General features: G+C 57.1%; 23 protein-coding genes. 12 read left to right on the top strand and 11 right to left on the bottom strand.

Annotation, left to right across the window (positions count from 1 at the left end):
• Positions 1-53: 53 nt before the first annotated feature.
• The 11 genes from SBO83_RS07470 (at position 54) to SBO83_RS07420 (ending at position 9,768) form a co-directional block, all read left to right on the top strand.
• Entirely contained in the window at positions 54-1,121 is a 1,068-nt protein-coding gene (locus SBO83_RS07470; protein WP_396131030.1) for a transglycosylase SLT domain-containing protein, read from the top strand.
• An 826-nt stretch (positions 1,122-1,947) separates the two neighbouring features.
• Complete coding sequence (locus tag SBO83_RS07465; protein ID WP_396131029.1) at positions 1,948-2,931, top strand: sigma 54-interacting transcriptional regulator; 984 nt, start codon at positions 1,948-1,950, stop codon at positions 2,929-2,931.
• Between the two features lie 139 nt (positions 2,932-3,070).
• Positions 3,071-3,289 (top strand): hypothetical protein, encoded by a 219-nt coding sequence (locus SBO83_RS07460; protein ID WP_185689488.1) that lies wholly within the window; start codon positions 3,071-3,073, stop codon positions 3,287-3,289.
• 64 nt (positions 3,290-3,353) lie between these two features.
• Entirely contained in the window at positions 3,354-3,716 is a 363-nt protein-coding gene (locus SBO83_RS07455) for an EscI/YscI/HrpB family type III secretion system inner rod protein (protein ID WP_185689489.1), read from the top strand.
• 5 nt (positions 3,717-3,721) lie between these two features.
• Positions 3,722-4,507: a type III secretion system inner membrane ring lipoprotein SctJ gene (sctJ, locus tag SBO83_RS07450; protein ID WP_353502950.1), complete on the top strand. Its 786-nt coding sequence runs from the start codon at positions 3,722-3,724 to the stop codon at positions 4,505-4,507.
• Between the two features lie 19 nt (positions 4,508-4,526).
• A complete protein-coding gene (locus tag SBO83_RS07445; protein WP_396131028.1) occupies positions 4,527-5,138 on the top strand; it encodes a hypothetical protein in 612 nt (203 codons plus the stop codon).
• Positions 5,125-5,745: a type III secretion system stator protein SctL gene (gene sctL / locus SBO83_RS07440; RefSeq protein ID WP_396131027.1), complete on the top strand. Its 621-nt coding sequence runs from the start codon at positions 5,125-5,127 to the stop codon at positions 5,743-5,745. The genes SBO83_RS07445 and sctL overlap by 14 nt, the downstream gene beginning before the upstream one ends.
• A gap of 137 nt (positions 5,746-5,882) precedes the next feature.
• The gene (locus SBO83_RS07435; protein ID WP_353502947.1) at positions 5,883-6,110 is read left to right on the top strand and encodes a type III secretion protein HrpF; all 228 of its coding nucleotides are present in this window, start codon (positions 5,883-5,885) and stop codon (positions 6,108-6,110) included.
• A 183-nt stretch (positions 6,111-6,293) separates the two neighbouring features.
• Positions 6,294-8,336, top strand: a complete 2,043-nt coding sequence (gene sctC, locus SBO83_RS07430; RefSeq protein ID WP_353502946.1) for a type III secretion system outer membrane ring subunit SctC — start codon at positions 6,294-6,296, stop codon at positions 8,334-8,336.
• A 9-nt stretch (positions 8,337-8,345) separates the two neighbouring features.
• On the top strand, positions 8,346-8,534 hold the full coding sequence (gene hrpT / locus SBO83_RS07425) for an HrpT family type III secretion system protein (protein WP_185689494.1): 189 nt from the start codon (positions 8,346-8,348) through the stop codon (positions 8,532-8,534).
• Between the two features lie 250 nt (positions 8,535-8,784).
• A complete protein-coding gene (locus SBO83_RS07420) occupies positions 8,785-9,768 on the top strand; it encodes a hypothetical protein (protein WP_396131026.1) in 984 nt (327 codons plus the stop codon).
• A 133-nt stretch (positions 9,769-9,901) separates the two neighbouring features.
• On the opposite strand, the gene sctU is transcribed toward SBO83_RS07420, so the two are convergent.
• Genes sctU through sctW form a run of 11 tightly spaced genes read right to left on the bottom strand, consistent with a single transcriptional unit; the run spans position 9,902 to position 20,645 of the window.
• Positions 9,902-10,987: a type III secretion system export apparatus subunit SctU gene (gene sctU / locus SBO83_RS07415; protein WP_185689496.1), complete on the bottom strand. Its 1,086-nt coding sequence runs from the start codon at positions 10,985-10,987 to the stop codon at positions 9,902-9,904.
• Positions 10,987-11,793: a type III secretion system export apparatus subunit SctT gene (gene sctT / locus SBO83_RS07410; RefSeq protein ID WP_353502943.1), complete on the bottom strand. Its 807-nt coding sequence runs from the start codon at positions 11,791-11,793 to the stop codon at positions 10,987-10,989. The genes sctU and sctT overlap by 1 nt, the downstream gene beginning before the upstream one ends.
• Before the next feature lies 1 nt (position 11,794).
• A complete protein-coding gene (gene sctS / locus SBO83_RS07405) occupies positions 11,795-12,058 on the bottom strand; it encodes a type III secretion system export apparatus subunit SctS (RefSeq protein WP_034792172.1) in 264 nt (87 codons plus the stop codon).
• Positions 12,059-12,079: 21 nt separating this feature from the next.
• Entirely contained in the window at positions 12,080-12,745 is a 666-nt protein-coding gene (sctR, locus tag SBO83_RS07400; RefSeq protein WP_034792170.1) for a type III secretion system export apparatus subunit SctR, read from the bottom strand.
• Positions 12,745-13,848 carry a FliM/FliN family flagellar motor switch protein gene (locus tag SBO83_RS07395; RefSeq protein ID WP_396131025.1) on the bottom strand — a complete coding sequence of 368 codons (1,104 nt, stop codon included), beginning with the start codon at positions 13,846-13,848 and terminating at the stop codon, positions 12,745-12,747. The genes sctR and SBO83_RS07395 overlap by 1 nt, the downstream gene beginning before the upstream one ends.
• The gene (locus SBO83_RS07390; protein WP_396131024.1) at positions 13,845-14,531 is read right to left on the bottom strand and encodes a type III secretion system HrpP C-terminal domain-containing protein; all 687 of its coding nucleotides are present in this window, start codon (positions 14,529-14,531) and stop codon (positions 13,845-13,847) included. Before SBO83_RS07390 ends, SBO83_RS07395 begins: the two co-directional genes overlap by 4 nt.
• A complete protein-coding gene (locus SBO83_RS07385) occupies positions 14,528-14,995 on the bottom strand; it encodes a type III secretion protein (RefSeq protein WP_396131023.1) in 468 nt (155 codons plus the stop codon). The genes SBO83_RS07390 and SBO83_RS07385 overlap by 4 nt, the downstream gene beginning before the upstream one ends.
• Positions 14,979-16,343, bottom strand: a complete 1,365-nt coding sequence (locus SBO83_RS07380; protein WP_396131225.1) for a FliI/YscN family ATPase — start codon at positions 16,341-16,343, stop codon at positions 14,979-14,981. Before SBO83_RS07380 ends, SBO83_RS07385 begins: the two co-directional genes overlap by 17 nt.
• Positions 16,337-17,308: an FHA domain-containing protein gene (locus tag SBO83_RS07375; protein WP_396131022.1), complete on the bottom strand. Its 972-nt coding sequence runs from the start codon at positions 17,306-17,308 to the stop codon at positions 16,337-16,339. Before SBO83_RS07375 ends, SBO83_RS07380 begins: the two co-directional genes overlap by 7 nt.
• Positions 17,309-17,318: 10 nt before the next feature.
• The gene (gene sctV, locus SBO83_RS07370; RefSeq protein ID WP_396131021.1) at positions 17,319-19,427 is read right to left on the bottom strand and encodes a type III secretion system export apparatus subunit SctV; all 2,109 of its coding nucleotides are present in this window, start codon (positions 19,425-19,427) and stop codon (positions 17,319-17,321) included.
• A gap of 48 nt (positions 19,428-19,475) precedes the next feature.
• The gene (gene sctW / locus SBO83_RS07365) at positions 19,476-20,645 is read right to left on the bottom strand and encodes a type III secretion system gatekeeper subunit SctW (RefSeq protein ID WP_396131020.1); all 1,170 of its coding nucleotides are present in this window, start codon (positions 20,643-20,645) and stop codon (positions 19,476-19,478) included.
• 252 nt (positions 20,646-20,897) lie between these two features.
• On the opposite strand from sctW, the gene SBO83_RS07360 reads away from it, so the two are divergent.
• Positions 20,898-21,467, top strand: a complete 570-nt coding sequence (locus SBO83_RS07360; RefSeq protein WP_034792162.1) for an RNA polymerase sigma factor — start codon at positions 20,898-20,900, stop codon at positions 21,465-21,467.
• Positions 21,468-21,514: the final 47 nt, after the last annotated feature.

Below are 21,514 nucleotides of genomic sequence, written 5' to 3'. Positions count from 1 at the left end.
TGGCAGCGCCGTGTGAGAGCAAAAGCATCACTTATTATGAGGATTGAGGAAGAATGATGAATGTTAACGGTTCGGGGTTTACCCCTCAGTACATTCCCCCGGCGGATCTCGGTCCGTCAGGCGGGGTCGGTAACAATAGTGGTGCGGTGAACAATAATAATTCAGGGGCCGGCGCGCTTTCTATGCCGTTAACGGTCACCTTTAGCGCCGCACCGGGTATCACGCCGGTGGATTTCGGTTCGCCATCAGTCTCTGGCGTTAATGGCCCAACGCAAAACAATGCTCCGACTAACCCATTGCAGTCGATGCAGGGACAGGATGGCGCGGCGGGCGCGGGCGGCGGGCAAATGGCCGAGCTGATGAATATGATCCGCCAGCTGCTGTCAGAACTGTTGAAAATGCTGGGCGGCGGCGACAATTCAGACCAGCAGAACAGCACGCCGTCGGCCTCTTCGGGTGGTGGTGGTGGTTCAGCGGCACCGTCGTTGGGTGACGGCGGCGGCGGTGGCCCATCTGTTGGCAACAATCTGTTAGCCCAACCGGGCGCGGGGGCGGGTGCAGCGAATGGTGCTAGCGGGGCGAGTGGAGCCAGCGGCGCGGGCGGGGCCGGTGCGACTTCGGGCATGGCTGGCCTCAGTGGTTCGGGTAACTTACACCTGCCGCCGCAGCTGGAGCCTTACCGTCAATCCATCAATAACGCGGCGCAGGCCACGGGAATGCCAGCCAGCGTGATTGCCGGTCAGATTTGGGCGGAATCTCGCGGTAACTTGTCTGCGGCTTCCACCAACGGCGGAAATGGCAAAACCGACGCCGGGCTGATGCAGGTCAACCCAGACACCTACAATGAGATGGCCAAAGAGAACCCGGGCCTGCTTTCGGGTGACCCGAACAGCGCGCAGAACAATATTATGGCCGGGGCGCTCTATCTTAAACAGCAGACCAATGCCTTTGGTGGAAATATTGGCGCAGGTCTGCGTGCTTATAACTCGGGCCCGAATGACGTGAATTTATCCAACCTGTCGGATATTTCGAAAACCGGAACCGGTGCCGCGCCTTATGTCGATAATGTTTTAAGCTTTGCTAAAATTATTGAATCAGGCCAAGGCCAATTACCGGCCTAAATAGCGGATTATGTCATTTGAATTGATTTAATAAACTTCATCCGATAATGAAAGAAATTCATTATCGGATTTTTTTATGGTTATTATTTTGAAGATATAACTTTTCTGAAACCTAATTTGGCTTAGTTTTCTAATAAAATTCCCAGTTAAGTGGTAAGAATAATCTCAAATCTTATGGATTTCGCGTCGGCTGGGATATGTCTAATTGTAAGAAGTATGTCAAAGCACGATTTTTTTGCCGATTCTGGTGAGCATCATATTAAGATTTCGTTAAGAAGTGAGATCTGACGCACTATTTTTATGCAAGATTCAGCGAGTTTTAATCGGTTTTTTCAATGGCTGGCACGGTCCATTAGGGGAAATATATTCAAAGATTGAAAATAAATTAAACTGGGAACGTGCCCAGCATCCCATTGATTGTATAACGCTTTTTTGATGCTCTTTAATTGACCATTTTGCTGGTGATCCGCGCTAACCTCTTGTTTGAGCGAAAGGTATGATTTTCCGAAATAGGCAAATAATGACCTATAGGGGGTGGTTTTTGAATGTTGTGATAGGTAAAACCGTATTGAGTAATATCTTTATTAATGATTTGAACCTTGTAAGGATTTCCCTACAATCTTCATTCCGTTTTCCTGATTGCCAGTCTTATTTCTAGTGATAATTTATCTGCAGATTAACGCTGTCAGAGAAACTAAATATGCATCGTTCCTGCATGTTTAACTTTTAATATGCCTACCGGGCGCTAATTCATTCCTGAGTCATTATTTTATTTTAATAATCACAACATTATTATTTTCTTGATAGAAATGGATGCGAGGAAAGTATGAGAGACAATCTTCCGAACTCGACAAAGCCGGCTAAAATAAACCACCACGTTTATGAAGAGTCCCTGGATGAGGATATTCCTGAACAGCGAGAAGTGCGTGAAGAGTGGGATATTCATAGCGACTTTGATTCCATGCTCCAGACCTTAGCGCCGCTGAAAGTTGACCTCGCCCTCGAGGGGGAAACTGGCACAGGTAAAGACACTTTCGCCCGCCGCCTGTATGAGCGCTCCGGCTGCAAGGGGGCTTTCGTGCCGATTAACTGCGCGGCGATCCCCGAATCTCTGGCCGAGAGCGAACTGTTCGGCATTATGGCCGGAGCCTACACTGGCGCGACTCACGCCCGCGCGGGCTATATCGAAAGTGCCAACGGCGGGATTTTATTCCTCGATGAAATCGACAGTATGCCGCTGAGCCTGCAAGCCAAGTTACTGCGCGTGCTGGAATCGCGCAGCGTCAGTCGACTGGGCAGCACGCAACAAATTCCTCTGGATCTGCGTATTGTGGTGGCTTCGCAAAAGCCGCTGGCAAGCCTGGTTGAGCAGAAGCAGTTTCGTCAGGATCTCTATTTCCGACTGACTACCATCAAAATCACGCTGCCCGCGCTGCGTTCCCGCATCAAATATATTATTCCAATGTTTGCCCGTTTCGCGCAGGAGGCGGCGTTGCGTTTAAATTGCGCGCTACCCTCTATCACCGCCAATCTTAGTGAATCGCTGATCATGCACGACTGGCCGGGCAATATTCGTGAGCTAAAAGGGGCCGCCGAACGCTTTGTGCTGGGCATGCCACCTCTGGGTAATGCCATGCGTATCGACAGCGGATCTTTCCGCCTGAAAGAGCGCATGCGCCGCATTGAACACTGCCTGATTGAAGATTGCCTGATGCGCCATCAGAACAAAATTGTCAGCGCAGCCAATGAGCTGGGGATCCCGCGCCGCACGCTGTATCAGCGAATTAAATCATTGAATAGTTTGGATTAATTGTTTTTTCTAGGCGGATTCTTAATCCGCTTAAATTCGTGAAAATAATTACCCCATGATGGAACCCATCGCCGCCAATTCCTACTCAACTAGTGAATGAACACTCATTCACTCTATTCACCTTGAGAGGAGTAACACTATGGGCCCGTTAAATATTCTTGGTGGTTTGGCGTCAAGCGCCGCTGGTAGTGCTTCTAGCCAAGCTCTGCAAGCTGGTTCCGATGCAATCCAAGGGCAGTCTGTTGCAGACACCCTGACCAAAATGGAACGTGACCGTCAGAACGCACAGATCGCTGGTGTGCAAGGTTCTGCGACCACTTTCATCAGTGCTATCCAACAGAACAAAATTTCGTTCTAAGTGTTAACAGGGAACCGATGCTGGTTCCCTGTATTCCCTTCCTGTGCAGTCGCGGAGTGACATTATGAAAATCAATCAACCCCCTGTTATCCAGCCGCTGGCGGCACCTGACCTGTCAGGCAGTGAAGGAAGTGCAATGACCCCCGCCGATGCCAGCTTCTTTGCCTCAGAAATTGGCCAGAGCAGCGATGTCGACGGCAATGATTCTAATGGTCTGCTGAACCACGTCTCCGGCATGTTCAAGCAGATCAACGTGGACAGTCGCCACATCAGCAATGAGCTAACCAAAGCCGCTGGCTCTACCGACCCAATGGCACTCAGTAAAGTGAGCGGCGACTTGTCGAAGTACGATTTAGAAAACCTGATGAACGCCAAAATCGTCTCTAAGTCCGTACAGGGCCTGGACAAACTGACCAACTTGCAATAATGAACATGGTTAACATCGCGCTGAAGATCTTCTCCACTCTGCTGATTGTTTTGGCCTTAGCCGGATGCGAACAACGGGTGGTGCTCAACACCGGTCTGACCGAAAACGACGCCAACGACATTATCGCCGAGCTGTCCCGCTACAAAATCTCTGCCGATAAGCAGATCGATAAAACCGGCGTAACCGTGCTGGTGGATCAGGACACCATTGAGCGTTCCGTGCAGATCCTCAACGCGGCCGGTTTGCCACACAAAGCGCGCACCAATCTGGGTGAGGTATTCCAGAAAAGCGGCATTATCTCCAGCCCGCTCGAAGAGCGAGCGCGCTACATATTCGCCTTATCGCAGGAAGTGGAGTCAACGCTGGCGCAGATTGATGGCGTGGTGGTGGCGCGGGTTAACGTGGTGCTGCCAGAGCGCGTCGCACCGGGCGAGCCGATCCAACCGGCCTCCGCATCGGTCTTCATTAAGTACCAGCCGGACCTTGACCCGGACAGCATCGAGCCGCAAATTCGCCGTCTGGTTTCCACCAGTATTCCGGGGCTGGCGGGCAAAGATAACAGCGCGCTGTCTATCGTGTTTGTTCCGGCAGAGGTCTACAAAGATCATATCGAAATGGTCAACCTCGGGCCTTTCCAGTTGACCATGAACCAGTACGGCACGGTGAAAATGCTGTTTCTGGCTCTGCTGGTGATACTGGCGTTAATCGCCATCGCGCTGGTGGTGAAACCGAAAATTCAGCGGCGCATGTCAGCCAAAAAGGGCGCTGACGTCACCCCAGAAAACGCATGATATTCAGGGGGAATAACCGATGAATGAGGCACAAGCCTGGTTGCACTGGTGGACCGAGGGTTATTGGCAGCAGGCGGAGGAGAGTTGGCAGGGTCTGGCTTTCTTCCAGCAGCCTGAGTCTTTAATCGCGCGGTTGCAGTCTATCGACCCGCAGCTGATTGCCCGCCAGTTAGGCATTGAAGCCCGCCTGCCGTCTGCCCCTCACACCTTGACGCTCAAGCTGCTGGCGCTGACGGCGGAGCAGCAGAGCTTAGCGCTGCGCCTGACCGCCCAGATTTGCGGTATATACTCCCCCGAAGCCAACGAACAGTTACTGCCTGAAGAAGCCCGGCTGTGGAGCAAGCGCATCTCCCGCGCGCTGCGCCCCGGCCTGTGGCTGCCGGAAAACCTTACGTCGCCTTGGCAAGTAACCATCCTGTTGCTGTTGCGCCACGTATTGCCGATAGGTTGCTGGCAGCGCGTGCGTTTTCTCTTTCCCCAGCCGTGGATTATTGCCTGTGAAGCCGAGCAGGGCGCGGAACTGGCGGCAAACAAGCTGCTGCCGCTGTGGGAAGCCGCGCTGTGGCGGGCTTCACTGCCGGTAGCCTTGGCATCCGGTCCGGCGCAGGAGACGCAAGATGTGGCAGCTTAAAACCCTCGAACTGCTGGCGGAGGCACAGCCAGCAGACAGCATTCGGCTACCGCAGGCCATGTTGCACCAGCATCAGCAAGGTCTTTTGCTGATGGCAGAGGCCCGGCGGCAGGCCGAGCAGATTGTGCAACAGGCCGAAATTCAGGCCCAGCAGCTCATTGACCAGGCGCGCTACGACGCAGAGCAGCGGGTTGCCGACCTGCTCGCCAATAGCCAATCCGAGTTTTTGAGCCGGGCGGAAACCCTGTTCGCTGGCTGGCAGGAGCAGCAAATCGAGCAGGAAGCGATGATTGTCGGGCGAGCCAGCGAGTTGCTTTATCAGGTGATGACGCGCCTGCTGGAAGACACCGGCCCGGCGCAGCAGATGAATGCCTTACTGCGCCAGCTATTGCAGGCCCAGCCGCGCGGCCAGCAGGCTACCCTGTGGTGTCATCCGGCCAATAAAGAGCATATTACTCAATGGCTTGACGCGCGCCCGCATCTCACGTGGGAGCGGCAGTTTGATGAATCCCTTGAGGCTGACCAGCTGCTGTTAGAAACCGCCAGTGGTGAATTGCGCATTGGCTGGCAGGCTCTGAAAACGCAGCTGCTGCGCGCTTCGGCCTAGAACGCCTCATTTATCAGTTTAAATAGCCCAATCTTCATTGATTAAATAAAAGCATTGATGAAAACCCGCCGCTTTTTTGGAACCAATTCCTGTCCACCGCTACTCATTATCACCTTTAGTCAAAGCAGGAGGTGAGTATGAGCAGTTTCGATAAGGTACAGCGCCGTCTCGATTCGGCACTGATAACCAGCAATTCCAATGTCTATGACTTAGCCCGTGACTCGATGGGCGGGGCACCGGACTTCTCCGATATCGTTGAATTCAAGCAAGCCATGCTGCGCGAATCCACCGCTAACTGGGCGTCTGGTCAGTTGAGTACGCTCACGCACGATCTGAGCAAAGGCATCATCGATTCAATTAACTAATGTCTGCAACGGCTCGTGGCTGGCTGAATCTGGGTAGCTTCAGAGCCGTTTTTTGCTTTTATCCACTCATTAAGACTCGACGGAAATCAGGGCAACGATGCGCACAACGACTCTTTTTATCTCTTCGAACGGACTGGGTCCTTTATTGAAGAGAGACATTCTCCCTCAGAGGGGAAAATCGCTATGAAGACCTTTTCAACCACACTGACTCATACCCTGATGGCCGCCACTTTGGCTTTAAGCCTGGGCAGCCTCTCTTTTAGCGCCTCAGCCCGCGCCCCGGACGGCTGGAGCAGCGGCGCCTACGCCTATTCGGCACAAAACACGCCGCTGCGCACCGTGCTGGCCGACTTCGCCAGCAGCCACGGCGTCACTCTGAAACTGGGCAATGTGCCAGAAGCCACGGTCAGTGGCCGCCTGCGCGCCGACAGCGCCGCGACCTTCCTCGACCGCCTCGGCCTTGAGTACCAGTTCCAGTGGTTTGTCTACAACGACATGCTCTATATCAGCCCGCAGTCTGAGCAGATCTCCAAGCGTATTCGCGTCTCCTCGGAAGCTGCCCCGGATTTAAAAGATGCCCTCGACGGTATCGGCCTGCTTGAGCCGAAATTTGGCTACGGCGAACTGCCCGACGACGGCGTGATTCTGGTTACCGGCCCGCCGGAGTACGTGGCGCTGGTCAGTCAGTTCAGCGAGCAGGAGAAAGATTACAAAACCGGCAAAGAGATGATGAGCTTTCCGCTGAAATACGCCTCGGTCTCTGACCGCGAAATTCATTATCGCGACAAAACCCTCACCGTGCCGGGGGTGGCGACCATCCTCAACGAGCTGTTGGGGAAGAAAAACAATAAAAGCGCGCAGGGCGTGAAGGCCAGCGGTAACGGGCAAGACGGCCTGAGCCAGTTGTCGCAGCAGCAGGCGGACAGCATTCTCTCCAGCCTGATCCAGAGTGGCGATCCGCGCGGCTCCAACGATGATTTTGACGATGGCAAAAGCGGCCTGAACCCGCTGGTTTCCGCCGACGTGCGTAACAACGCCCTGCTGGTGCGCGATGATCCAAAAAAACGCGAGCAGTATCAGGCGCTGATTTCGCAAATCGACGTGCCGCAGAAGCTGATTGAGATTGATGCGCTGATCGTTGACGTCGACCGCCACGCCATGTCGGCGCTCTCCGCCAACCTCGGCGGTAGCTTCGGCAACATCACCGCTGGTTCAACCTTGCTCGACGGCAGCAGTACGCTGTTCGTTACCGACTATCAGCGCTTCTTCGCCCAGGTGCAGGCGCTGGAGGGCAACGGCAACGCCTCAATCGTTGCGAACCCGTCGGTGCTGACGCTGGAAAACCAGCCTGCGGTGATCGACTTCAGCCAGACCGCCTTTATCTCCACGGTCGGCGAGCGCGTGGCCAACGTCACGCCAGTGACCGCGGGTACCAGCTTGCAGGTGATCCCGCGCGCCATCGATAACGGCGGCAAATCGACGGTTGAGCTGATTGTTGACGTTGAAGACGGCAAGCTGGACAAGGGGGATGACGGCCAGGCCACCGGCGACAGCCGCGCGGTGGTGAGCACGCAGGCGCAGGTTCAGGAGAAAAACTCGCTGGTCATGGGCGGTTTCCACTCGCGTGAAACCGGCGACGAAGAGCATAAGATCCCCATCCTCGGCAGCATTCCGCTGATTGGTAAATTGTTCACGTCGACGCGCCATGAAACCTCGCAGCGCGAACGCCTGTTTATCATCACGCCGCACTTGGTGGGGGATCAGGTGGACCCGTCGCGCTACATCGGCGACGAGTTCCGCTCCCAGCTGAATGGCTCGCTGGAAGAAGTACAGCGCCGCCAGAAATATGGCTCGATTAAGAATGACGTCGAATCCGCAATGCGCGACTTGGCCGAGAGCGATATCCCGGCGGGCTTTAATCCGGGCGGCGAGGGCGTGGGCATCAACACCCTGTGCGACCCGCTGCGCGGCATTGCTTACGACACCTCGCACAGCCAGTGGTTTAGCAACAAAAACGTGCAGATCACCGTCGGACTCGTGCGCAACACCTCGCTGGCCCCGCTGCGTTTCGACGAAGCAAGCTGCCGTGGTCAGGACGTGCTGGCGGTGTCGGTCTGGCCAAGTGCGTCGCTGGCACCGGGCCAGTCGGCTGAAATCTATGTGGCGTATGAGTCGCGCGGCACGGCTCGCCGTACCCGTACCTCTCTGCTGAGCACCACCCGTTAAGGAGCTGCAATGAAGATTCGTTTAGCATTACTCGCGGTAGCCAGCCTGTTGCTCAGCGCCTGCGCGGCCTCCAATGACAACGGCTGTGACAAGGCGGCCTGCCGTCCTTTGTCTAACCCGCACAGTCTGACTATCTGGTGGCCGTCGGATATCCGCAGCGGCGTTCAGGATTATTCTCAAATCCCGGTCGGTCGTTAACTCTACGCGCCGTGTGCAGCTTATTGCACACGGCGCAGTTTTCTGATTTTTCTAGTTTTTATCTCTTATCATTTCTCACTTTTCTTTTGCCATTTATCGCATAAATAAAGCGCATTTCCCTGCCGAATTGGGGAACCCAAGAGCCGATTTTGTCACTTAATCATCAGACTTCTGCACATTGTTAGCGAGTCCGGACATCTTTAGCAGATGCCCATTTTCCTACATATCCACGATAGTGAGAGGCGACAAAATGAATAATGCTATTGGCGGTGCCCTGACCTTTACCGTTCCGTTATCTGGAAACTCCGCGCCAACGCAAAGCTTCAGCCCGCTGAACTCGGGCGGCGGTGACTTTATGTCTCAACTGGCTGCTGCCATTACTAACGCGCTGTTCGGCGGCCAGCATGGTGCGCAGGGCGCACAGGGCAACCAGGGCGGCTTTGGTAATCAGGGCGGTTTCGGTGGAGGTCAGGGCGGCGGTTTTGGCGGCGGCTCACCGGTTGGCGGTCAACAAGGCGGCGGCAGCTCGCTGCAACAATTGCTGGCAGAAGTCATGCAAGATTTGGGCATCACGCCGCAGAATTCGCCGTTTAACGGCCAGTCAGGCCAAGCGGGTCAGGCTAACGCTGGCGCGTTCAGTCAGGGGATGCAAAATGGCCTAAGCAACCCATCACAGGGTGGCGGCATGGGCGCTACCGGCGGGCCTGGCGGCTTCGGCGGCCCGGGCCTGGCGATGCCGCCACAGCAGTCCCAGTTTAGCCCGGCTTCTATGCAAGGCCCGGGCAACTTCCAGCAGCTGGGTAACCAGATGGGCAGCGCGATGTCTAACAAAGCCGGTCTGCAACAAATTGACGATATGACCGCCAAAAGTGGCCCTTTCCCGGGCATGAATAAAATCGAAGGTGGCTCGAAAGAAACCGCCAAAGAAATGGGTAAATTCATGGACCAATACCCAGACATCTTTGGCAAGCCGGACGCCGGTAAACTGCCTGGGCTGGTGGGCGGTAACAAGCATAACAGCAGCTGGGAAGATGCCCTGAGCAACGGCGGTATGCTGAGCGATGACTCAGTGAAAAAATTCCAGCAGGCCAAAGGCATGATGAAAAGCGTGATGGAAGGCGACATGGGCAACCCGAACCTGCAACTGCGCGGCGTTGGTGGTTCTTCGGTCGGGATGGACGCTGCAATGACCGCCGGTAACATCAACAAAGCGGCCATGAATCAACTGGTTTAAAACCTTAGTACCTCTCGTTGTGCCGAACGACAAGGATGTCGTTAATAGTTGATAATAAGAAGTTTTACCAGCATTACCCTCTTTGGCGACTCTCATAGGTCGCCTTTTTTATTGGGCATTTTCGTTCGTGATTTCACTCTTCGTATTCAATAATTTGGTCGCTAACCTGCTCTTCCAACTCGCGCAGCAGGCGGTAGATTTGAGCCACGGCTTTGAGGGTTTCGCGCGGGATGTAAGCCCCTTCGCGGGTGGTGCGGTAGAGGGTGCGAGTCAGCCAGATATAGCGAATGACCGGGATTTTGGCGTCGTGCGCCATTTTGATCACTTCGCGCACTTCCTCATCTTCGGTCTTAAACACCAGCTTCGGCAGCGGCGTTTCGTCCGGGCGATAGTAGAGGCCGACGGCGAAGTGGGTAGGGTTGATCAGCAGCACGTCGGCGTTTTCCACATCGGCCGGCGCGACGCGTTTTTTCGGCGCTTCGTTGGCTAACTCCTGCGCCAGCTGTTTGCGGTGGCCCTTGGTGTGCGGGTCGCCTTCGTTCTGTTTATACTCGTTTTTCAGGTCTTCCATACTCATGCGGTTCTGCTTGAGGAAGAAGTATTTTTGCAGCCCGTAGTCCGCCACGCCAAAGGCCAGCAGTACGCCAAAAATGGTGCGAGTGAGCTTCTCAAGGATCTCGACGGCGGCGTGGATAAAGCCCTCCAGCGAAGTGGTCGACAGCTCGGCAATCTCCCCCAGTTTTGGGGTGATCAACTTGTAGAATACAAAGGCCATCACCACGGCTTTTAGAATACTCACCAGCAGCTGCACAAACTGGCGGCCAGAAAACATCTGCTTGAACTTGCCCATTGGGTTCAGCGCGTCCAGTTTGAGCTGCAACGCCTCGGTGGCGAACAGCGGGCCGAACTGCGCCCAGCCGCCGACGATGCGCAGCAGCACCGCCACCCCCAGCGTCATCATGAAAAACACCGCCACCAGCAGCAGGGCGCTGCCGACAATATCATTGAGCGCCGCGTCGAACGGCTGGTCGAGGCGTTGCAGCGGCAGCACGATCAGCGCCTCTAGCTTCTCCAGACTCTCATCCACCATAGCGAACACGGTTTCGGTCACGCCAAGCATAATCAGCAGCTTGGGGATGTCCTGACTCTGACTGACTTGCCCCTTGCGTCGCGCTTCCTGAAGTTTCTGGGGGGAAGCTTTCTCCGTTTTTTCGGCCACTAAAGAGGACCTCCTTTCGGGAAGACCAGCGCCAGATGGGCAATCAGGTCATGGAATGTCGAGAGCTGGTGGTTGGCGAGGTATTCCAGCGTCGGCAAATACATCAGGAAAAACAGAATGCCGACGATGCTTTTCAGCGGCACGGTCAGCACCGTGGCCTGCAGCTGCGGGCTGTAAATGCTCAGCACGCCGACGCAGAAGTCGAGCAGCATCAGCACCAAAACCAGCGGCGCGGCGAACAGCACGATGTGGGTGAACATATCGGCCAGCAGGTCGAGGAAGTAGCTGAAGCCCTGTGCGGTGAAGCTCGGCAGCCAGGACTCCAGCGGCCAGAGCCGGTAGCTATCCCAGATCACCTGAGTCATCAGCGACAGGCCGAAACTGAGCATCATCAGCATGATGAACCACTGTTGCAGCATATGGCCGATAATGGTGACGTCGGGGCCGAGCGACGGGTTGAGCTGGCCGCCGGACATCGCCCCGCGCTGGTTATCAAACAGTGCGCCGACGGATTCGAAGATCCAGAAGGGCAGGGAGAGCAGGATGCCGAGGAACATGCCGATCACCACCTCTTTCATGGCGATACCCAGCAGCACGTAAGGATCTTCCGACAGCGCCGATACCGCGGGTTGCAGCGCCGGAACCAGAAACAGCGACAGCGAAACAATGATCGCGCTGCGCACCATGCCTTTTAGGGTGAAAAAGGAGAAGGCCGGTACAATCAGCAGGCAGGGGAAAATCCGGGCTATGCCAAAGCCCAGCGCCAAAATATGGCTGAACAGGCCGTGCATCAGCGTACTTAACATCTTATGGCGCGTTCACTGTGGCCATCATGGCGAAGGCGGACTGGGTGAGATCCAGCAGCTGAACGCCAATCCAGCGCCCGGTCAGGGCAAGGGTGGCCCCCACCGCCACCAGCTTGATGGCGAAAGGCAGCGTCTGGTCCTGCAACTGCATCACCGCCTGCAACAGCGAGATGATGATCCCGATGATCACCGCCACGGCCAGCGGCGGCGCGGAGAGCATCACCACCAGCACCATCGCCTGCTTAAACATGTAGATAATATCCATACTTCCTCACCCTCAAAAGCGTCACAAATAGCTGTAGAACAGCCCGTCGAGCAGGCGCGTCCAGCCGTTGGCCATCACAAATAACAGAATTTTTAGCGGTAACGAGATGGTCATTGGCGACACCATTTGCATCCCCAGCGCCAGCAGCACGTTGGAGACAATCAGGTCGACAACCACGAAGGGGATGAAGATCAGGAAGCCGATTTTAAAACCGCTTTGCAGCTCGGACAGCACAAAAGCCGGGATCAGCAGCATCAGGTTATTGCGATCTTTCACCGCCGAATCCGCCATATCCTTCGGCCACATGCGCTGGGTATTCTCCTGCAAGTGCGTCTCGATATCGGCGTCCGTGTTGTGCTGCATAAAGACGGTCAGGGGCTGAATGCCATTGGCTAAAGTACTTTCCAGCTTTTCAGACGACGTGGTGTCTATCGGCCGGTCGGTAAACCGCTGGTGCATGCCGTTAAACACCGGGGCCATCACGAACAAGGTGGCGGCCAGCGCGATGCTGTAGAGCGCCATGTTTGGCGGGATCTGCTGCACGCCGAGGGCGTTTCGCGTCAGCATCAGCACAATGGAAATCTTTAAAAAGCTGGTGGTGATCATTAACGCCAGCGGCATTAAAGATAGCGCGCCAAGCAGCAGCGCCAGCGCCAGCGGGTTAAAGGCATTCAGGTCGGTGGTCATTACACACCTTTCTCGGCGCCAACAGGCTGGTTATTGATGATACTGGTCAATTGCAATCCAAGGCGACCATCGACGTTAACCAACTCCCCTTTGGCAATCGGGAAACTGCCGTGACACAGCATGGCCGCGCCCGGCGTGACGTTATCCACCACCACCGTCGAGCCGACGTCCAACTGCTGCAATTCGCCCAGCGTCAGTTTGAGCTGCCCGCAGCGAATGCTTAACTCCAGCGGCAGGGCGTTAAGCGCCACGTTGAGCTGACTCTCACCGCCGATGTCGCCGTGCATTTCGCTTTGCGCGTAATACCCTGACTCCGTCTCATCCACGTGTGGATAGGGATTATCTTCATCTTCAGGCAGCAGTGGGTCATTTGGATAGCTCATGGTTAACTCCTTGATATCGTAAAGTGAAAAGTAGGCGCTGTGCGGGGAGTCGGGCGAAGGTTGTAACGCTCCGTGCAGTGCCAATTGTCCGATGTTAATCACGCCGTCACCTTCAACGCTGAAGTGCGAAGAGGGCGCACGCAGAACATCACCTGCCTGTAATTGGGTTATCTCCTCCAGCGGCAGCGAGAAGGTCGCCACCACCAGAGGCAAATTGAGCGGCAGGGCCTCAATCAGCGCCGCGCCTTGTGGCTGCCAGCCGGGCGTGGCCGCCAGCCGGTTAAGGGTTTCGGCCGACAGGCGCAGCTGGCTGCGAGCCTGCTGACCGGCAAAGCTGACCTGCATCTGCAAGCAGAGCGCGTCCGGGCTGCCGGATGCCGAGTTCAGCGGGCGCAGGCTGCCAAACAGCGACGCCACCTCGCTAAACAGGCTCTGATTGAACAGCCCCCAGTACCATTCGCCGTCGTCATCGCTGTCGCCGCTCATCGCCGGGCATTCGCTGAGCAGGGAGAACAGCGGGGCGAAATCGCTAAATGCCAGCGTGCCCGCCGCACAGCTAAAACGCTGCCAATCGGCGTCGCTGGCGGCGTTCTCGCTCAGGCGAAGACTCAGCTCGCCGGGCTGATTGTCATGGAAGAAGGCCAGTGTCTGGCCCTTACCTATCCAGCGGCGGGCATCGGCCTCAGCGCGGCTTTGCTGTCTAAAAAAGAGTGAACTCATGCCCATTTATCCTGCGTGCTGTCCTGCGGGCGGCCGTCTTGCAGGTTGAAGCGCAGCCGAACTCGCTGCCCCAGACGCTGCGATAGCGAGCGGCCGCAGTTCTCCTGTGCGCCGCGCACCGCCTCAAAACTGCCGCGTGAGAAGGCCAGCGCGACTTCCAGCTCGCCGCTGGTGTTTTGGTTCACCTGCGCGGTGACCTCCCCCAGCTGCGGTAGCAGCAGGCTGAAGGTCGCCGGGAAGGCGGGCTGCTTGTCGATACCCTCCGTCAGCGCCGGTTCGACAATCTGCCAGCAGGCCGGAGGCGGGGCAGATGGCGCGGTTTCGCTGGTTTCCGACAGCATCGGCTGGAAGCTTTGCCCGGCGTTGTTGTCGGTCAGCATCACCGGCAGCAGTGGGGCCAGCGGTTGGTCGTCACCGGAGAGCAGGCTGGCGAAATCGTCTTTATCGCGGTTCAGCCGCTGTTTGTCCGCACCGCGTGACGGCGCAGAAGGGCGGCTGCTCTGCTGGCTCGATGCCGGTGTAAACGGCAGATTTTTAGGCTGCGCGGGTGCTTTCGGCTTGTTGTCATTCGGCGTCGGGTCCGGGCGGTTTCTCGCCTGAGCCTCGGCCTGCTCGTCGCTGTTATGGTGCTGCGGCGGGCGGGCCACGGGGGCCAATGGATGAAGCAGAGGGCGATGCATCATGAGTGATTCCCTTGATGTTGCTGGAGCAGATACTCCACTTTTTCCACTTCGCGCTGGCGCAGGGTGACGTCGCGCTGGGCGCTTTCATTCTGAAGCTGCTGCTGTTGGCGGTCGGCGTCTAACTGCGCCAGTTGATGCTGTTGCTGCTGGACCGCGAGGCGGCGCGACTGCTCATCATTCAGGGCCTTACGCAGCTTGTTTAAGGCCTCGGTTTGGCCGACGTGCTGGGCATCCACCAGCTCGCTGGCGGTGCTGTAGTGCTCGCGATGCTCGGTGAGTTTCACTTCACCGGCGCTCAGCGCGTGGTCGCAGGCCACCAGCTTGGCGGCCTCGGCGCGTTGCAGGCGCTCACTGCGGCTCAGGCGTTGTTTGCGGATCGGCAGCAGCACTTTGAGAATGCGGTGCAGCTCTTCGGCTTGCAGATCGGGCTCTGGCGGGGTTTCAGCATCAATGTGTCGGCGCATAGCGGCTTACCTCAGCAAGGGCGTAACGAACATCTTCGAAGGCGGTCGGCGAGCGGCCCGCCTGACGCAAATAGGCATTGATGGCGTCCTGCGCCACCACGGCGGCGTCCACCATGGCGTCGTTGCCGGGCTGGTATTCGCCGAGGCGGATCAGCATTTCAACCTGCTGATAGGAGGACATCAGCTGGCGCACCAGCGAGGCGTCCTGCATCTGGGATTTTTCCACCACGCTGGACATGGTGCGGCTCAGGCTGGCTAACACGTCAATCGCCGGATAGTGGCCGCGCTCGGCCAGACGGCGGGCCAGCACGATGTGACCGTCAATCAGCGAGCGCACTTCGTCCGCCACAGGGTCATTCATCGAGTCCTGCTCGATAAGCACGGAATAGAGCGCGGTAATCGAGCCTTTAGAGGTTTTCCCCGCGCGCTCCAGCAGGCCGGGCAGCAGGGTGTAAACCGACGGAGGCAGGCCGCCGCGCCCCGGCGGTTCGCCCAGCGCCAGACCGATTTCACGCTGGGCGCGGGCGAAACGGGTCAGGGAGTCGATGATTAACAGCACGCTTTTGCCGCTGTCGCGAAAGGCTTCGGCAATCGAGGTGGCGGTAAAGGCCGCGCGGGCGCGCTCCATGCTGCTGCGGTCCGAGGTGGAGCAGACCAGCACGGTGCGGCTACGCAGCTCGGCGTCAAGCTCGTGGTCGAGGAATTCGCGCAGCTCGCGGCCACGCTCGCCAATCAGCCCGAAGACAATGGCGTCGCACGGCGTATTGCGCGCCAGCTCGGCCAGCAGGGTCGTTTTGCCGCAACCGGCACCGGCGAACACGCCGACGCGCTGGCCCACGCCGATGGTCAGCAGGCCGTCGATGGCGCGAATGCCGGTGGTCAGCGCGGTGTCGATGCGCGGGCGGTCGGTCGGGGAGGGGGCGTCGCCCAGCACCGGCGTGGCATTAGGGTGTTCGCTGGATAAGGCAAAAGCTGAAATGCTCTCTTCATCAATGGCGCGGCCAAATCCGTCGAGCACGCTGCCGAGCAGCGCTTCGGACACCGCGATGCTGTGCGGCTGGAACAGCGGCACCACCTTGGCCCCTTGCGCCACGCCGTCCAGCGGACCGAGCGCCGAAAGCAGGGTGTGATGCGGATTGAAGCCCACCACTTCCGCCATCATCTCTTCGTCACCGCTGCGGCTGACGCGGCAGAGGTCGCCAATGCGCGCCTGCGGCAAACTGCTCTCCAGCAAAATGCCGTTGATGCCGGTAATTTTGCCGCTGGCGGTCACCGCCGAAACGGCACCCAGCGCCTGCGAGCGTTGCTGATACCAGCTGTCCAGTGCGTCGGAGGCGTTCATTACCAGTTCACCGTGATGTCGCTATTGTCCTGCCCGCTAAACTGCACTTCGCTCGCGCTGATGCGCACTAAGCGGAAGCCGTCGTGCTCGTCGCCCACGAACAAGCGCTGGCCGTCGTCAGTGACGATATTGGCCTTGCTGCCGTCGGTGATTTGCGTAATGCGGAATGGCAGGGTGGTGGCGCGCGCCTCAGTGTCGTTAATCAACGGCACGCCCAACTGATAGTTGTTCTCCACGTTGTCGACCATTCTTTGGACAATGGGTAACTGTTCTTTAGCCAGCGAGCCGCGCAGGATAATGCCTTTTTGCGACGTGTCGATTTTCACCTGATTGTTCAGCTGGCGCTCGCGCAGCATGTGATCCACCACGGCGCGCATGGCGGCCTGATCGTCGAGGCGCGGCTTGCTGATTTGCGCGGTGGTGTCGGTGCTTTGTTCCGCCATGCCCGGCTGTAAAATCCAGCTGGTCACAGTGATGGCAAACAGCAGCATCAGCGACACGGCGGTGATCTGCGCCCACGGTGGCAGCAGGCGTTTGATCAGCGATTTTTTCGTCGGAGTTGGCGCAATGCGGCCATCGTTGCTGGCAGCCTGAAATGCCAGCTCGGGCTGGGCCACGGACTGCGCCGCAGGCTGGATGATGGCCGGGCCGCTGGCCCACGCGGCTTCGGCGGCTTCCAGACAGATCCACACGCCGCTGAGGGTGAAAATCTCTCCCGGCACGATTGTGAACGGCATGGTCTGGCGCTCGCCTTCGCGATTGCACACCACGCCGTCTTCGGCCTGAATCTGCCACTGAGCGGGCTGACCCGAGGGGTCGTCTTGACGCATGAGCTGACAGTGGCGCGCCTTGATGCCATTGTCACAAAGTTGCAGGTCGCTCTCGACCGCGTTGCCTATCCACCACAGGTTGCCGCTGAGGGGGAGTGCGGCACCTTCATGAAGACCATTTAAGACTCTGAGCTCATACATGATGACGTCCTTATGCGTTGAAGGATTCGAGTGAAGTATTCAGCTCAATACGGCCCAGCACGTTCACCGGCAGATTGAACTGCAGCTCGGCAAACGACAGGACAGGTACATGGTTGAATTCATCCTGAATCAACATGCGTAGCGGGCTGCGTAAGTCTTGCGCCGTTAACAGCACGCCGGATAACGAATCAAAGGGTGAGAAGATCTCTCTTAGGCGTTCTAGTAATTGGGAGTGCTGCTGTTGATCCAGTGCGAAGAAGGTATCGCTCTGGGTCTGACGCAGGCTGTCGCGCAGCACTTCTTCGGTTTCCGGCGTCAACAGCCAGACCGGCATGCCGTCGTCACCGGCATACTGGTGGCAAATGTGCTCTTTCATGTCGATGCGCACCTGATCGACCAGCAGGTTGACGTCGCGCTCGTGCTGGCCGTGCTCAATCAGCGATTCAGTAATGCTGCGCACCGCGCGCAGTGGGATGCGTTCCGCCACCAGACGCTGCAACACGGCGGTCAGGCGCGGCAGAGGGAAGATGCGCTGGAACTCCTGCGCCAGCTCAGACTGCTCGCTCTCCAGCCAGCCCAGAATGGCGCGGGTTTCCTGCAAGCCGAGGAAGCGCGGGCTGTTGGCGAACAGCGCCTGCTCCATGCGGGTGAGCAGCAGCTGGGAGGCGCTCCACACCGGGATCTCTTTCTGTTGCAGCAGACTGTCGTTGTCACTGAGCCACAGGAATTGGCCTTCGTTGCGGCGCTCGTTGCCCGGCATGCGGCCGTTGTTCTCATTGCGCTGCTCTTCGGTCAGCCAGCGCGAATCCACGGCGTAGCGATCGCGGCTAAGGCTGGCGATCACCTGTGGGATTTCATACACGCTGAAACGAAACTCGTCGTCAGGCATGGCGGTGGTGAATTCCACATTGAACGGCGGCAGAGTAAATCCGTAGCGATAGACAATGCGGTTACGCATGCGGCGGATCTCTTCCGTGATTTGCTCCACCATCGGGTCGCCATTGAGCGCTGCCGGGAAGCTGAGCAGGAAGAAGCGAGACGGATTGAAGGAGCGCAGATCTTCGCTGCCGTTCATGTCAGGTGCGACGGCGTCGCCCCCTTCATGCACCACCTGCGAGGCCTTCTTGCGCGCGCTCCACAGCTGGAAGGAGCCGGTGGTACAGGTGATGGCGGCCAGAATAATAAAGATAACCGTCGGCATTCCCGGCAGCAGGGCGAAGCACAGCATGCCGAACGAGGAGATGATCCAGGCTTTCGGCTGACTGGTGAGCTGCTCGGTGATCTCGCGACCAATGTTGTTGTCCTGAATCTCATCGTTACCCGACACGCGGGTGATGATCATCCCGGCGGTCAGCGAGATCAGCAGGGCGGGGATCTGGGCAATCAGGCCGTCACCGATGGTCAGGATCGAGTAGGTGTGCATCGCGTCGCCCGCCGCCATATCCAGCTGTAAAACGCCGATACAGAAGCCGCCGATCATATTGATGAACAGGATGACCAAGCCGGAGATGGCGTCGCCTTTAACGAACTTCATCGCGCCGTCCATGGCACCGAACAGCTGGCTCTCCTTGGCTAAATCTTCACGGCGCTTTTTCGCCTGCTGCACGTTGATCATGCCGGCGCGCAGGTCGCTGTCGATGGACATCTGCTTGCCCGGCATGGCGTCGAGGGTGAAACGCGCCGCCACTTCCGCCACGCGCTCAGACCCCTTGGTGATAACCAGAAAGTTGACCACGGTCAGAATCAAGAACACCACCAGACCCACGGCCAGGTTGCCGCCCACCACGAAGTCGCCGAACGCCTGCACAATGTGCCCGGCGTTCTGTTGCAGCAAGATTTGGCGAGTGGTGGAAATCGACAACGCCATGCGAAACATAGTGGTCAGCAGCAGCACCGCCGGGAAGGTCGAGAAGGCTAGCGGTTTTGGCAGGTACATCGCCAGCACGATAAGCAGCGAAGACAGGCTAATGTTGACGGCAATCAGCACGTCAATCAGGGGCAGCGGCAGCGGAATAATCAGCATGAACACGATCGCCAGTGCGATAGCCGCCCCGACAATTTCTGAGCGCTGCATCGCGCTGATGGCAATTTTATTTAACAGGTTAAATAGGGTATTCATCTACAGCCTCAGGCCATCTCCATGCTCAAAATGGGTAACGAACGGGCATTAGCCGCCGGTGGATGTTTTAGTTTGTCGGGCCATTTTCTGTTCCCAAGTGACGTACTCACCAATCAGCGAGCGCAGCATGGTTAGCGCGCTGCCACGGTTCTTATCGTCGCGCCACAGGGTGGCCGGCAGTTGTTGCAACAGCGGCAAAAGCTGGTTGAAAAACACCGACTGATGCTGCGGCTGCGGGCCAGCCACTTCCTGCCCAAGATTGGTCAGGTCGCGGGCGTAGAAGCCGTTCTGGGTCAGGTTGAGCAGGCGGCGGGTCAGCTGCGAGCCGTCGAGAGAGATGTGCGGATATTTGCTGTTCATGCGCTGCAACAGGGTATCGACCGCTGCCATGGTGTGGGTAATGGAGCGCGTGTCATTCAGGCCGCTCAGCACTTTGCGCAGCGCCACCGGCGTCATCGACGGAGCCAGCGCGGCAATGTCGTCAGCTAGCGCGCGTTGCAAGGTGCGCAGGGCGGGCATGAACCCCTCTTTGCCGAACTTATCGAGCAGGGCGTCGAAAATCGACCCCGAGGATTGCTGACCAATCACCGAGTTGTAATAGATTTGGCGCATCGCCTGTTTCTGCTCAGGCTGGGTAGTAAATAGAGAAATAGCGGCGGCGGTGTTTACGCCAGCGGCAATCTGTTCGCCGAACTTGCTGCCAAGGCTGGCCAGCGCCTGCTGAATACTTTCAATCGCCGCGCTGTCCTGACTCTTCTGCGCCTTCTCCAATGACATGCGCAGCAGCGTATCCGCCACCGCCGGGTCGCCGTCGGCGGCAGACACATACTCTTCCGGCGTGGCGCCGCCGCTGCGTGAGGTCAGGGCGTCAATCGCTCCTTGCTGCCTGCTTTGGGTCGCAGAGGGTTGGTTGTCCAGCAGCTGATACAGCTCGGTCAGGCGCTCGATTTTGTCGATAGCCACCCGCAGCCGTCCCGTCGGGCGGTTATTCGCCGCGCGCTGTTCGTCAATCTTCGAACGGCTTTCGATCGACTCCGCCAGCTGGGTCCCGCCTTTCTCCATGGCTTCGGCAAATTCCACCGCCGGTGATTTCACCTTGCGCAGAGTGGTGACGCTCTTACCGCTGTCGTCGCTATCGCCGCCATCAATGTCATTCAGCTCATCGGCCGTCGGCTGAATCTGGTGATGTACTTTCGGAAGGGGGGGATGAATTCGCATAAACACCTCTACAGGTCAATGCAGTTGTGTGGTGCGTAATGCGGCGCGGTTCCGTAGGAATTGAAATTTTTAAAGCCGGGATGGATTTGTGTCAAAAGTTGCACAAGTGGCTAAAAAAGCTGTGTCGCTTCAGACTCAGAATGGTCCTAATACGTCTTTGTGATTTATATAAATCAATGGGTTAAAGTGGTTTTTTATGCTGGCACGGCGCTTGCTATAGGAGTAACTCCATCCCTTATAAGGAGTTCTCAAATGTCAGCATTATTAGATTATGAAATGCACTACGTGGATCAGCCTTTCCCGCAGCCGGTGCCGGTAGTTCGTTGGGAGAGCGTGATGAGCCAGCAGGAAAAGCGCCTGATTAACTTCATCCGTAAACGCGTGGCAAACTACGCTGACGTGGAGGACTTAGTTCAGTCTACGTGGCTGGAAGTGTTGAAAAACAAGCATAAGTATTCGGGCGCTTCTCGCCCTGAGACGTGGGTTTTCGGCATTGCGCTGAATCTGGTGCGCAATTATTATAAATCGCGGGCCACCAGTTTCCTGCACGATGAGTTAAGCGATGAACTGCTGAGCCAACTGCCTTGCCACGACAAGCCAGATGACCTCACTGCCGGGCACCGCACCTTAACCAAAGTGCTCAGCGTTGTGGCGCACCTACCCGAAGAATCCCAGCAAATGTTACAGCTGATCGTCGACGGTGATATTAGCTATCAGGAAGTAGCGCTCGAAATGGCAATCCCGATTGGCACCGTCCGTTCCCGGCTGTCGCGCCTGCGTCAGTCACTGCGAAACGAGCTTGATCCGGATATCGCTTTCTAATTTCACATGAAAAATATGAAAATTGGTCGCCAATAACGTTGCCCTGT

Source organism: Ewingella allii (genome assembly GCF_044430645.1).
GTDB lineage: Bacteria > Pseudomonadota > Gammaproteobacteria > Enterobacterales > Enterobacteriaceae > Ewingella > Ewingella allii.
Note: the sequence above shows the minus strand (reverse complement) of the source record. Positions and strands in the feature narration are given on the sequence as shown.